This is a genomic window from Georgenia ruanii, assembly GCF_009193175.1.
In the GTDB taxonomy this organism is placed as follows: Bacteria; Actinomycetota; Actinomycetes; order Actinomycetales; family Actinomycetaceae; genus Georgenia; species Georgenia ruanii.
The window spans coordinates 36,936-49,194 of the sequence record NZ_VUKE01000012.1 but is presented as its reverse complement, the minus strand read 5'-3'; the positions used below and the strand labels follow the sequence as shown (position 1 = coordinate 49,194).

Here is a 12,259-nt window from a genome sequence, read left to right as displayed (position 1 = left end):
GGCTTCGTCTCCGCCCCGGCGGGGAGCAGGTCCCGGTTGGACGGCGGCAGCGCCGCCGCGCTCCCGGTGGTCTGCGGCTCGCTCACGAGTGCGCTCCTTCCATGACGAGGTCGAGCACACCGTGCTCGTCGATGAGGTGGGACGGGCCCTGGTGGACGATGCGGCCGTCGGCGACGACGAGGACCTGGTCGGACAGCCCCAGGACCTCCTCGATCTCGCTGGAGACGACGACGACGGCGGCCCCCTCCCCGGCGAGGCGGCGGATCAGCCCGTAGATCTCTGCCCGCGCCCCGACGTCGACGCCGCGGGTGGGCTCGTCGAGCAGGAGGACCGAGCAGCCGTGGACGAGCCACCGGGCGAGCATCGCCTTCTGCTGGTTGCCCCCGGAGAGGGTGCGGATGGCCCGTTCGGGGTCGCTCGGGGACAGCCGCATCGCCCGGATCTGCTCCCGGGCCGCGACCCGCTCGGCGCGCTCGTCGACGAACCCCGAGCGGGCGAAGCGCGCGAACGTCGAGAGGGTGATGTTGCGGTACACCGGCTCGTCCAGCAGCAGGCCCTGCCCCTTGCGCTCCTCGGGGGCCAGCCCCACGCCGTGGGCGACGGCGTCGGGCACGGAGCCCGCGCGCAGCTCCCGCCCGCGCACCCGCACGCTGCCGGCGGTGCGCCGGCGGGCGCCGTAGACCGTCTCGAGGATCTCGGACCGGCCGGCGCCCACGAGGCCGGCGAGGCCGACGATCTCTCCGGCACGCACCGTGAAGGAGACGTCCTGGAACACCCCGGCAAGGGCGAGGCCCGCGACCTCGAGCACGGGCCCGCCCTGGACCTCTCGGGGCTCGCCGCCGAGGGCGGGGTCCACGGTGCGGCCGGTCATGAGGCGGATGAGCTCGCGGGTGGGGGTGCCGGCGACGTCAAGGTTGGCGGCGACGGTGCGCCCGTCCTTGAGGACGGTGATGCGGTCCCCGAGCCGGCGGATCTCCTCGAGGCGGTGGGAGATGTAGACGACGGCGACGCCCTCGGCGGTGAGCGAGCGGACCACCCGGAAGAGGTTCTCCACCTCCTCGGGGTCGAGCACCGCGGACGGCTCGTCCATGACGATGACCTTGGCGTCGCGGGACAGGGCCCGGGCCATGGAGACGATCTGCTTGCCGGCCGCGGAGAGCCGGCCCACCTCGCGGCCCGGGGCGATCTCCCGGTGCCCGAGCCGGCGCAGCAGGTCCCGGGTGCGCGCGTGCGCCTCCGACCGGCGGAGGAACCCGCCCCGCGCCAGCTCGTGGCCGAGGAAGATGTTCTCGGCGACGGTGAGGCCGTCGACGACGTCGAGCTCCTGGTACATCGTGGCGACACCGAGCGCGAGCGCCGCCTGGGGGCCGGCGATCGTCACCGGCTCCCCGAGCCAGCGGATCTCCCCCTCGTCCGGCTGGTGGGCGCCGGCGAGGATCTTGATGAGGGTGGACTTCCCGGCGCCGTTCTGGCCCAGGAGGCAGTGGACCTCGCCGGCACGGATGTCGAGGTTGACACCGTCGAGGGCCCGCGCGCCGGGGAACGTCTTGACGATGTCGCGCATCTGCAGCAGCAGCGGGGGGTCGGCGGTGACCATGGGCACAACATAGGGAGGCTTCTGATGGCCGTCAAGCAAAAGATGACGTCCATTTTTCCTAGTTGTCTCGTGATGACGTGCGGAAGTGGCCGTGGTTTACTCGCGGCATGGCGCTCGCTGCCCCCAGAACGGCTCCTCTCTCCTCACCCGACCAGGCAGGCCGGGCTGCCGTGCGCCCGAACAGCGCCGGCAGCCTCTTCCAGCTCCTGCGTGACGGCCAGCCCCGCACCCGCGCGGACCTCGCGGCGACCACCGGGCTCGCCCGGTCCACCGTGGCGGCACGCATCGAGGACCTCCTCGCCACCGGGCTGCTCGCCCCCACCGGCGAGGCCGCCTCCACCGGCGGGCGCCCGCCCGCGACCTTTGCGTTCAACCCGCGCGCCCGCGTCGTCGTCGCCGTCGACCTCGGGGTGAGCCATGCCCGCGTCGCGGTGACCGACCTGGGCGGGCACGTCCTCGCGGAGGACACGCTGGACCTGGCGATCGCGGACGGCCCGGAACCGGTGCTGGACCGCGTCGTCGAGGTCGCTCGGGCCCTGCTGCGCGAGGTCGGGCGGCCGGAGTCCGACGTCGCCGGCATGGGGGTCGGCCTGCCCGGGCCGGTCGAGCACGCCTCGGGCCGGCCGACGAGCCCGCCGATCATGCCCGGCTGGGACGGCTTCGACGTCCCCGCACGGCTGGGCGAGGCCTTCCCCGTCCCGATCCTCGTCGACAACGACGTCAACATCATGGCGCTGGGCGAGCACGAGGCGGTGTGGCCCGACGTCGACGACCTCCTCTTCGTCAAGATCGCCACCGGCATCGGCGCGGGCATCATCAGCGACGGCACGCTCCAGCGCGGCGCCCAGGGCGCCGCCGGCGACCTCGGCCACATCGCCGTCCCGGGCGGGGCGCAGGCGCCGTGCCGGTGCGGCAACCTCGGGTGCCTCGAGGCGGTCGCCGGCGGGCCGGCGGTGGCCGCCGCCCTGCGCGAACAGGGCCTCGAGGTGCCGTCGAACGCCGCGCTGGTCGACCTCATCCGATCGGGAAACCTCGAGGCGACCCTCGCCGTCCGGCAGGCCGGTCGGGAGATCGGCGCGGTGCTGGCCACCTGCGTCAACCTGCTCAACCCGTCCGTGATCGTCATCGGCGGCGCCGTGGCGGCGGCCGGGGAGCACCTGCTGGCGGGCATCCGCGAGGTGGTCTACACCCGCTCGCTGCCGCTCGCCACGCAGCATCTGCGCATCGTCGCCTCACGCACCGCGGGGAGGGCCGGGGTGCTCGGGGCCGCCGCGATGGTGGCCCAGCACGTGCTCTCCCCCGAGCAGATCAACGCCCTGGTCGGCTCGGCGGACTAGGTCCGGGCGCCTCCGCACGCCCGGAGCGGGACTACGTCCACCGGCGCCCCATGCCGCCCCGGCGAGGGCGCTACTCCCCCACCGTTGTGGGGCCGAACAGGCTGACGCTGTCGGCCAGCGCCGGGAACACCCAGGCGAACAGCACCGCCACGACCGCGAGCGCGAGCACGACCGCCTCGAGCGCCTTGAGCCAGCGCGGCCCGGGCAGCAGCCGCCAGATCGCCGCGTACATCAGTTCCCCTCCAGCAGCTCGGCCGGCATGCCCTCGGCGCGCGGATACCACTCGGTCAGCTCGCCATGGGTGATCCACCGCTCCGCCACGCTCCACAACGGGTGGCAGGTGGTCAGCGTGATCGTCCGGGCGGTCGGCTGCGCCCCCGGCTCGCCGGGCACCGGCGCGATGACGTCGACCTCGTCGGGGGTGACGACATCGCTGTCGGTCACCCGGTACACCAGCCACGCGTCCGCCGTCTCCACGACGAGCGGGTCGCCTGGCCGCAGCTTGTCGACGCCGTGGAAGGCCGCGCCGTGGGTCTGCCGGTGCGCCGCCAGGGCGAAGTTGCCCAGCTCGCCGGGCATCGCGGTGCCCGGGTAGTGCCCGGCGGCGCCGGTGTTGAGCACCGTGCGCAGCCCGACGCCCTCGGCCACGGCCACCTCGTAGTCGCTCCCCCACCGCGGGACGTGGAGCGTGGCGAAGCCCTGCCCCTCAGGAACGGGGGCCACCGTGGGCGGCGGGTCCGTCCGGGGTTGCGCCGTCGCCTCCACCGCCGGGGCCGCGTAGCTCTCCTTGAGCTGGGCGACGACGGTGTCCTGCTCGCGACCGGCGACGACGTCGGTCCACCAGACCTGCCACACGACGAACAGGCCGAGCAGCACCCCGGCGGTGAGCAGCAGCTCGCCGAGCACGCCGACGATGCGTGCCCCCCGGCTCGGGCGCCGCCCGCGATGCCGGGCGGGCGATCGCGCCGGGCCGGGCTCGGCGATCACCGTGCTCATGGGTGCCTCCCTCGCCGCCGGTCTCACACCTGACGCCCCGTGACCCTATTCGCCGCCGCGCGCGGCGTCCCGGTGTCGGCACGACGAGCACCTGCCGGTCGGTCAGCGTCGACAAGGTTCGCGCCGGCGCCGGCCGCGCGGGCGCCTCCTGGGCGGCGGCTGCTTGCCACCGTGCAGGACCTCGCGCCATGCTCGGCCGGCATCGTCCGAGACGCCCACCGCCGAAGGAGCCCATGTGGTCACGCCGCCCGCCACCGTCGCGATCCACCCGGCCGACGCCGACCGGTGGCCCGACGTCGAGCGCCTCTTCCGCGGCCCCGGCGATCCACGCAACTGCTGGTGCGCGTGGTGGCGCCTGCCCCGGGCGGACTACAGCGCGACATCGGTGGCCGATCGTCGCGCGCTCCTGGCCGAGCGGGTGGCGCGGCCCCCGGCGCCGGGGCTGCTGGCCTACGCCGACGGCGTCCCGATCGGCTGGGTGGCGCTCGCGCCGCGGGCGGAGTACCCGCGCATCCCCCGCTCGACCGTCATCACGTACGAGGAGGTGCCCGGCTGCTGGGCCGTCACCTGCTTCTACGTCCACCCCGACCACCGGGGCCGGGGCCTCCTGCGCCAGTTGCTGGCCGCCGCCGTCGAGCACGCCCGCGCCCACGGCGCCGAGCACCTGGAGGCCTACCCCGTCGAGCCGGGTCCCGGCCAGTCCGACTCCGGACTGTTCCGCGGGCCGCTCGAGCTCTTCCTGCGCGCGGGGTTCGTGGAGGTCGGCCGGCGCCGCGGCCGGCCCACCGTGCGCCGGGCGCTCGACGGGGCTGAACCGAGCCACTTCTCTGCCACGCGGCCGGGCCATGCCACGCCGGCGACACCCGCCGCTGGCCGGAACTTCCCGCGCCGTTCTGTCACGAAATGACCAGAGCTGCCGAATGATAGGGCAAGACCAGCCCGGCCACCATCGGAGACAGGATGCCCCCGGCCCGACGCCCCGCCCTCGCGGCGCTCGGCGTGCTCGCGGTGCTCGGCCTCGCCGCCTGTTCGGCGGGGGCGCCGTCGGTGCTGGTGGCCAACGAGGCGGTGGTGCCCCTCCCGTCCCCGGCGCCGTCGGCAGAGCAGCCAGGAGACTCGGCCGCGACGACGCTCTCCGCACCAGCCGAACCGGCGCCCGAGGCGCGGCCCACCGTGGGTGACGGGGTCGTCATCGAGGACCTGGGGCTGCTCCGCAGCGGGCCGCACGACCTCGCGTTCGGCACCGTCGTCAACCCCACGGGATCCGCCGTGCGGGTGACCGTCGAGGTGTCCACCTACGACGACGCCGGCGCCGTCCTGTCGCAGGACAACACGGCGGAGGTCGAGGTGGCGGCCGGGGGATCGACGCTCTTCGTCGCCGAGGTCATCTCCCCCGAGGGGACGACGGTGGCCCGCATGGACGCCGCCCACTCGGTGGTAGCCCCGGTCTCCGCCTCCGCCGGGCCCACGTCCCTGAGCCCGGCTCTGAGCGTCACGGGCCGCACCATCCACCCCGACGCGCACAACCCCACGGTCACCGGACGCGTGCGCTCCACCCACCCGCGTGCCCTCGAGGCGGTCCGCGTCATGGCGGTGTGCACCACCGACGGCAGGCCGGTCGCCGCCGGGTTCGGCCGGGTGCCCAAGGTGCCCGCCCACGGCGACGCCGCCTACGAGGTGACGTTGTACGGCGCCACGCCGGAGAGCTGCGAGGTCACCGCGACGCGCTGACCGTGGACGGCGCCGCTGCCCGAGGATTCACCCGCCAATCCGACCCGAACCGGCCGGTCCCTGCCCTATGTTCCGGCTGATGGTTCCTGGGAGGGAGGGTGCGAGATGAGCACCGGGACCGTGAAGTGGTTCAACGCCGACAAGGGCTTCGGCTTCATCAGCCCCGACGACGGCGGCCCGGACGTGTTCGTGCACTACTCGGCGATCATGATGCGCGGGTACCGCACGCTGGAGGACGACCAGAAGGTCGAGTTCGACGTCGCGGAGAGCCCGAAGGGCCCGCAGGCGGAGAACGTCCGTCCCTCCTGAGCCGCAAGCGCTGCCCGCCGGCGGCGCCGCGGCGGGACGCGGCCTAGGGCATCGGCGAGCCGGGGCCGGCGATGTCCCCGCCCTCCCCCTCGGCCTCCATGTCGGGCCGGCCCTCGCGCTCGGCCTCGGGCGTGTTCGCGACGTCGACGTCCTCATCGACCGCGTCGTCGTCCCGCGGCCTCGCCTCGCCGAGGTTCTCCGCCGCCGCCTCGGCGAGGTCCTTGGCCTCGTCGGCCTTCTGGCGGCCGCCTCCCAGCGCGGACTCGTTCATGGCACTCCCTCCGGGGCTGGATGGGCCCACCCTGTCCCGGCCCGTGGGGTGCCGCAACGCGAAGGGCGAGCCGCCCGCCTCAGGCGCTCGCCGTGCGCTGCTGCGCCTCCTCGGCGCCCATGGCGACCTTGGCCAGCTCCCGCTCGGCGCGCTCCACCTGCCGGGTGTACCGCTCGCCCGGCCCGACCACGGCCAGGTGCGGGCGGTGCAGCAGCGAGTAGCTCACCCGCATGTGCCAGTGCCGCTGGACCCACGCGGCGGCCCCGACCGCCACGAGGATCGAGGCGATCGCGCCCACCCCGACCGACCAGCGCGGACCCCACTGCTCGGAGATCCAGCCGATGATCGGCGAGCCGATGGGGGTAGAACCGAGGAACACCATCATGTACAGGCTCATCACCCGCCCGCGCATGGCCGGCTCGGTGGACATCTGGATCGTGGTGTTCGCCGCCGTCATCATGGTCAGGGAGAACAGCCCCACCGGGATGCACATCAGCGCGTACAGCTCGTAGGTGGGCATCAGCGCCTGGATGCCCGCGGACACGCCGAAGGCCAGCGCCGCGCCGACCACCAGCCGCACGCGCGGCCGCCGGCGCCGGGCCGCGAGTAGCGCCCCGGCGAGCGTGCCCAGGGCCATGACGGAGCCGAGGACGCCGTACTCCCCCGCGCCCTTGTGGAACACCTCGCGCGCCATGGTGGCGGAGGTCAGCTGGAAGTTCAGGCCGAGGGCGCTGACGACGCCGACGACCACGAGGATCACGACGATGTCCGAGCGACGGCGCACGTACTCCACGCCCGCGCGGACCTGCCCCTTGCCCCGCCCGGCGTGCGGCAGGACCTTCAGCTCCCGCGCCCGCATGAGGGTCAGCGAGAAGATCGTCGCGCCGAAGGAGACGGCGTTGATGATGAAGATCCACCCCGGCCCGACGGCGGCGATGAGCAGACCGGCGAGGCCCGGCCCGATGAGCCGGGCGGCGTTGAAGGACGTGGAGTTCAGCCCGACAGCGTTGGGCAGGTCCTTGGCGGGCACCATCTCGGCGACGAAGGTCTGGCGCACCGGGTTGTCGAACGCCGTCACCACGCCCAGGGCCAGGGCGAAGGCGTACACGTGCCACAGCTCGGCGACGCCGGTGAGCACGAGGACGCCGAGCCCGGCGGCGAGCAGCCCGAGCGCGGCCTGGGTGGCCACGAGCAGCTTGCGCCGCGGCAGCCGGTCGGCCACCAGCCCGGCGACCGGGCTGAGCACCAGCATGGGCAGGAACTGCAGGCCGGTGACGATGCCGACGGCGAGCCCGGAGTCGTTCGACAGGACGGTGAGCACCAGCCAGTCCTGCGCCACGCGCTGCATCCACGTGCCGACGTTGGCCACCAGGGCACCGACGAACCACAGGCGGTAGTTGAAGTACCGCAGCGAGTAGAACGTCCGGGTCATTCCTCCACCACCTTCCGCAGGATGACGGCGGCCTGGGCGACGATCTCCCGTTCCGCCGGCGTGAGCTTCGCGAGGCGCTTGTCCAGCCACGCGTTCCGACGTCGCTTGACCTCCCGGATGAGGTCGCGCCCGGCGTCGGTCACCGCGACGACCACCTGCCGCTTGTCGTCCGGGTGGGCCGCGCGCGTCACCAGCCCCCGCTCCTCCAGCGCCGCCACCGTGCGGGTCATGGACGGCCGCTGCACCTTGTCGTGCTCGGCGAGCTGGCCCGGGCTCATGGGCCCGAGGTGGCACAGCGCCGAGACCACCGAGTACTGCGCCTCGGTGAGCTCGCCGGACTCGCTGCGCAGCCGGCGCGACAGGCGCAGGACGGCGATGCGCAGGTTGGTCGCCAGGTCGGGGCGGCGCTCGGCGCGGGACGGGGTGGGAGAGGTCTGAGTCATACCGTTCGTTAGTCTAGGTCATTAGCATTGCTAATTACTAGGGGTAACGAACGTGAGGCGGGCCACCCCGCACCGAGGGCGGGAACACCCTCGCGGCCCGAGCCCGACCCCCGGCGGCTCCCCGGCGCCACCGGCGGCAGCCCTCGACCGGCCTCCGGCGGTGCCCCGGCGCTACTGTGAGTGACGCCCGCGGTCGACGACGACCATCGGGGCCTGGGGAGGACGCATGAGCACGACCACGGAGCTCGCCGCCGTCACCATCCGGCTGCGCCCGGACGACGACGTCGCCATCGCCACCCGCGACCTGCCCGTCGGCGCCCGCCTGACCACCGCCGACGGCGAGCTCACCGTCACCGCCACCGTCCCCCGCGGGCACAAGGTGGCCGTCCGGCCGGTCCCGCGCGGCGGCCAGGTGCACAAGTACGGCCAGTCCATCGGCCGGGCCACCGCCGACATCGCCCCGGGCGACCACGTGCACACCCACAACCTGGGCATGGACCACGCCGAGCGCGCCCACGAGTTCGGCACCGCCCGGGTCACGATCCCGCCGGCGCCGCCGCGGGTCTTCCTCGGCTACCCGCGCGCCGACGGGCGGGTCGGCACCCGCAACGTCATCGGCGTCATCACCTCGGTGAACTGCTCGGCCTCCTCGGCGCGGATCATCGCCGACCAGTTCCGCGGGCTCGGCGTCCTCGACGAGTACCCGAACGTCGACGGCGTCATGGCGCTGACCCACCAGTCCGGCTGCGGTCTGGTGCCCGACAGCGTCGGCGGCCAGCTGCTGCTGCGCACCCTGCGCGGCTACGCCCGCCACCCCAACTTCGGCGGCCTCCTCGTCCTCGGGCTGGGCTGCGAGATGATCCCGGTCACCTCGCTGGTGGACGGGCTCGACCTGCCCGACGGGCTGCTCGTGGACACCCTGACCATCCAGGACGCCGGCGGCATCCGGGCCACCGTGCGCGCCGCCGTCGCGAAGATCCGGGACATGCTGCCGGTGGTCAACCAGCGGCGCCGCGAGCCGGCGGACCTGTCCCACCTGGTCCTCGGGCTCAACTGCGGCGGCTCGGACGGCTACTCCGGCGTCACCGCCAACCCGGCGCTCGGGTACGCCTCGGACCTGCTCGTCGGCGCCGGCGGGACGTCGGTGCTCGCCGAGACGCCGGAGGTCTACGGCGCCGAGCACCTGCTCACCCGCCGGGCGGTGAGCGAGGCCGTCGGCCGCAGGCTGCTCGACCGGATCGCCTGGTGGCAGGACTACGCCGCGGCCGGCGGCGGCACGCTGGACAACAACCCCTCCCCCGGCAACAAGGCCGGCGGGCTGACGACCATCCTCGAGAAGTCCCTCGGCGCCGTCGCCAAGGGCGGCACCGCCGAGCTCACCGCGGTGTACGAGTACGCCGAGCCCATCACCGACCACGGGTTCACGTTCATGGACACCCCCGGCTACGACCCGGTGTCGGTGACCGGGCTGGTGGCCGGCGGGGCCAACGTCGTCGCCTTCACCACCGGCCGCGGGTCGGTGTTCGGCTGCAAGCCCGCACCGTCGATCAAGCTCGCCACCAACACCGAGATGTACGAGCGCATGCGCGAAGACATGGACCTCAACTGCGGACGCATCGTCGACGGCACGGCCACCCTGGAGGAGGTCGGCGCCGAGATCTTCGAGAAGATCATCGCCGTCGCCTCAGGGGAGCGGACGGTCAGCGAGGAGCTGGACCTGGGCCAGGAGGAGTTCGTCCCCTGGCAGCTCGGCACCGTCACCTAGCCCGACGGCGGGCCCGGGTTTCCGTGCCGACCTCCGCCAGGACGGACGACGGCGGACCTCGCGTCTCGGCGTCGACCTCCGACGACGGCGAGCGCGCCTGGTCAGACGTCAGAATGTCAGCAACAGCCGCCCGCGCGTCCCGCCCGCCTCGAGCGTCCGGTGCGCCTCGGGCGCCTGCTCGGCCGGGAAGGTCCGGGCCACCCGCGGGGTGAGCCAGCCGTCCTCGGCGTCCCGGCGCAGCTCCTCGAGCCAGTCCGTGCGGCCGGCCACCTGCGCGACCATCACCCGGTGGAGGCGGATGCCGCGTCCCGGGTCGCCGTCCCCGCCCCTCGCCCGGCCCGGCCCGGCGTGCGGCTCGGGGAGGTCGACGACCTCCATCTGGTCGGGACCGCCGAACTCCGTGACACCGATGGCGCGCTTGTTCGGTCAACGCCTCTGTCCGGACGTCATTCCCCGGCGGGGGTGGCGCTGCCCGCCGCCGTCGTCGGGAACCGGGGGCGGGCAGCGCCGTGGCGCATCCGGTCAGCCCTGGGCCGCGGCGGCCCACATGGTCTCGAAGTTCTCCTCGTACTGCTCGTAGATCCCCTTGTCGCGCAGCTCGAGCATCGTCTCGTCGTTGCGGTGCAGCGACGTGGTGTTGAAGTTCGGGCTGCCGGTCAGCACCAGCTGGCCGCCGGAGCGGGTGCCGGTGGCGCCGTCGACGACGAGGTACTTGGAGTGGATGCGCCCCGGCAGCGTGCCGCTGTTCAGCGCGCGCAGCTCGATGCCGGCCGCGGTGAGAGTGTCGGCGACCTCCTGGTCCATGGGGCCGTGCACGACCCGCACGGTGCACCCGCTCTCCGCCATCTCCACGAGCCGGTCGGCGATGCCGAGGCGGGTCGTGTCCCACTCGGACATGCCGACCCGGATCTCGGTGGTCCCGTTGTTCTTGCAGCCCAGCTCGGTCAGCCGCTCGAGCGCCGGGTCGGTGTCGGCGCTGGGGAAGAAGTGGGCGGTGACCGGGCCGCCGGGGCCGGCGGTGGCCACCTGGCGGTAGTAGTCGGGGTCCTGCACCTCGGCCGCGAGGTCCTCGAAGTAGGCGTTGTACGCGTCGTAGAGCCGGTGGTTGCCCGGGAGGACCACCGCGTTGTTCCAGTAGGTGCGCGAGTTGACGTCGGTGAAGTTGGCCGAGGACTGGACGACGACGTTCTTCGCGCCCCCGGTCTCGGAGAACAGGTAGAACTTGTTGTGCTGGCCCTTGGTGCCGATGCACGAGGACGTGTTGCCCTCCGGGGAGACGTTCCCGCACACGTGCACCCAGGAGTCGGCGGACTCGTCCTGGCCGAGCCCCTCGATGAGGGCCACCGAGGCCGGGTTGGCCACCTGCCAGCCGTCCAGGACCACCTGGACGTCGACGCCGCGGTCGCGCGCGGCCAGCAGCACGTTGGTGAAGTCCATGCCGGCGGAGCCGGAGATGACGAAGTGCGCGAGGCGGATCTGGGAGCCCGCGGGGGCCTGGGTGACGAGGCTGCAAATCTGCTCGACGACGCCGGTCGCGTCGCCGGCCGCGGGGTTGTTGAACGCGGCGCCCGTGGTGACGGGCGTCGGCGGGGCCTCGGCGCAGGCGGTGGCGGGCGTGGCCGCGGCGGCCGTTACCGCAGGGGACGCGACAGCGGCGGCCGTGGCGGCCGCGCCGGCGGGCAGGGCAGTGGCGGCCACGGGCAGGGCCACCAGTGTGGCGGCAGCCAGTCCGGCGAGACGGGACATCGAACGTGACACAAGCGTTCCTTCCGACGGCGGTGATGACCAGGCACGTTACGGACGCTTCATGGCGTCAATGTGGCCACGACGTGACGGCGCGGTGGCCGTCCGACGGCGCGCGTCTCACGTGCGCGAATGGCCGACAGATGTCGCTCGAAACGCCCCTGGCGGCCCCCGGCGCGGACTACCTTGAGCGCGACAGCGGCGAGGGAGGAGCCATGGCGGTCTCGGAGCGGTGGAAGGTCCTGATCGGGCCGTTCTACACCTCGGTCGATCTGGAGTGGTGGCTGGGCCTGAGCGAGCGGCGCATCCGCCGCCGGGTCCGCGCCGGGGAGCTCCTCGCCGTGCGCGACCGCTCGGGCGAGGCGCACTTCCCCGTCTGGCAGTTCCGTCCGGACGGCCAGGTGATCGAGGGCCTGCCCGACGTCTGGCGCGCCCTCGGCGAGCGCTCCGGCGTCGAGAGGGCGCGGTGGCTGCGTCGCTCCCGGCCCGACCTCGGCGGCCGCTGCCCCGTCGAGGCGCTCCTGCACGCCCGCCCGGCCGATGTGCGAGCGATCGTCGAGCTGGCCGAGGCGGACGAGATCACCTGGGCGACATGACCGCCGCCGTCGCGGACGAGGTGCCCGACGCCGACTCCT

At 73.9% G+C, this 12,259-nt stretch carries 14 protein-coding genes; 6 read left to right on the top strand and 8 right to left on the bottom strand.

Annotation, left to right across the window (positions count from 1 at the left end):
* Positions 1-82 precede the first annotated feature (82 nt).
* The gene (locus GD880_RS12665) at positions 83-1,597 is read right to left on the bottom strand and encodes a sugar ABC transporter ATP-binding protein (RefSeq protein WP_152231989.1); all 1,515 of its coding nucleotides are present in this window, start codon (positions 1,595-1,597) and stop codon (positions 83-85) included.
* 107 nt (positions 1,598-1,704) lie between these two features.
* On the opposite strand from GD880_RS12665, the gene GD880_RS12660 reads away from it, so the two are divergent.
* On the top strand, positions 1,705-2,934 hold the full coding sequence (locus GD880_RS12660) for an ROK family transcriptional regulator (protein ID WP_152231988.1): 1,230 nt from the start codon (positions 1,705-1,707) through the stop codon (positions 2,932-2,934).
* Between the two features lie 70 nt (positions 2,935-3,004).
* Here GD880_RS12660 and GD880_RS20380 read toward each other — a convergent pair whose 3' ends face one another.
* Positions 3,005-3,166 (bottom strand): hypothetical protein, encoded by a 162-nt coding sequence (locus tag GD880_RS20380; protein WP_193314489.1) that lies wholly within the window; start codon positions 3,164-3,166, stop codon positions 3,005-3,007.
* Entirely contained in the window at positions 3,166-3,930 is a 765-nt protein-coding gene (locus GD880_RS12655) for a class E sortase (protein ID WP_152231987.1), read from the bottom strand. The genes GD880_RS20380 and GD880_RS12655 overlap by 1 nt, the downstream gene beginning before the upstream one ends.
* 235 nt (positions 3,931-4,165) lie before the next feature.
* Between GD880_RS12655 and GD880_RS12650 the strand changes: the two genes are divergently transcribed.
* The 3 genes from GD880_RS12650 (at position 4,166) to GD880_RS12640 (ending at position 5,970) form a co-directional block, all read left to right on the top strand.
* Entirely contained in the window at positions 4,166-4,837 is a 672-nt protein-coding gene (locus GD880_RS12650) for a GNAT family N-acetyltransferase (protein ID WP_193314488.1), read from the top strand.
* A gap of 53 nt (positions 4,838-4,890) precedes the next feature.
* Positions 4,891-5,661, top strand: coding sequence for a hypothetical protein (locus GD880_RS12645; protein ID WP_152231985.1), 771 nt, complete (start codon positions 4,891-4,893; stop codon positions 5,659-5,661).
* A gap of 105 nt (positions 5,662-5,766) precedes the next feature.
* Positions 5,767-5,970 carry a cold-shock protein gene (locus GD880_RS12640; RefSeq protein WP_152231984.1) on the top strand — a complete coding sequence of 68 codons (204 nt, stop codon included), beginning with the start codon at positions 5,767-5,769 and terminating at the stop codon, positions 5,968-5,970.
* 43 nt (positions 5,971-6,013) lie between these two features.
* Here GD880_RS12640 and GD880_RS12635 read toward each other — a convergent pair whose 3' ends face one another.
* From GD880_RS12635 to GD880_RS12625, 3 genes are all read right to left on the bottom strand, one after another.
* Positions 6,014-6,241, bottom strand: a complete 228-nt coding sequence (locus tag GD880_RS12635; protein ID WP_193314487.1) for a hypothetical protein — start codon at positions 6,239-6,241, stop codon at positions 6,014-6,016.
* Positions 6,242-6,320: 79 nt separating this feature from the next.
* A complete protein-coding gene (locus GD880_RS12630) occupies positions 6,321-7,673 on the bottom strand; it encodes an MFS transporter (RefSeq protein WP_152231983.1) in 1,353 nt (450 codons plus the stop codon).
* A complete protein-coding gene (locus tag GD880_RS12625; RefSeq protein ID WP_152231982.1) occupies positions 7,670-8,116 on the bottom strand; it encodes a MarR family winged helix-turn-helix transcriptional regulator in 447 nt (148 codons plus the stop codon). The genes GD880_RS12630 and GD880_RS12625 overlap by 4 nt, the downstream gene beginning before the upstream one ends.
* 226 nt (positions 8,117-8,342) lie before the next feature.
* Here GD880_RS12625 and GD880_RS12620 point away from each other — a divergent pair, with 226 nt between their 5' ends.
* On the top strand, positions 8,343-9,881 hold the full coding sequence (locus GD880_RS12620; RefSeq protein WP_152231981.1) for a UxaA family hydrolase: 1,539 nt from the start codon (positions 8,343-8,345) through the stop codon (positions 9,879-9,881).
* Positions 9,882-9,989: 108 nt separating this feature from the next.
* Here GD880_RS12620 and GD880_RS12615 read toward each other — a convergent pair whose 3' ends face one another.
* Together GD880_RS12615 and GD880_RS12610 are read right to left on the bottom strand one after the other, a co-directional pair.
* Positions 9,990-10,259 (bottom strand): zinc-binding dehydrogenase, encoded by a 270-nt coding sequence (locus GD880_RS12615; RefSeq protein WP_193314486.1) that lies wholly within the window; start codon positions 10,257-10,259, stop codon positions 9,990-9,992.
* A 144-nt stretch (positions 10,260-10,403) separates the two neighbouring features.
* The gene (locus GD880_RS12610) at positions 10,404-11,639 is read right to left on the bottom strand and encodes a phospholipase D-like domain-containing protein (RefSeq protein ID WP_226909627.1); all 1,236 of its coding nucleotides are present in this window, start codon (positions 11,637-11,639) and stop codon (positions 10,404-10,406) included.
* A gap of 200 nt (positions 11,640-11,839) precedes the next feature.
* Between GD880_RS12610 and GD880_RS12605 the strand changes: the two genes are divergently transcribed.
* Positions 11,840-12,220 carry an antitoxin Xre/MbcA/ParS toxin-binding domain-containing protein gene (locus GD880_RS12605; RefSeq protein WP_152231980.1) on the top strand — a complete coding sequence of 127 codons (381 nt, stop codon included), beginning with the start codon at positions 11,840-11,842 and terminating at the stop codon, positions 12,218-12,220.
* The last annotated feature ends 39 nt before the right edge of the window (positions 12,221-12,259 follow it).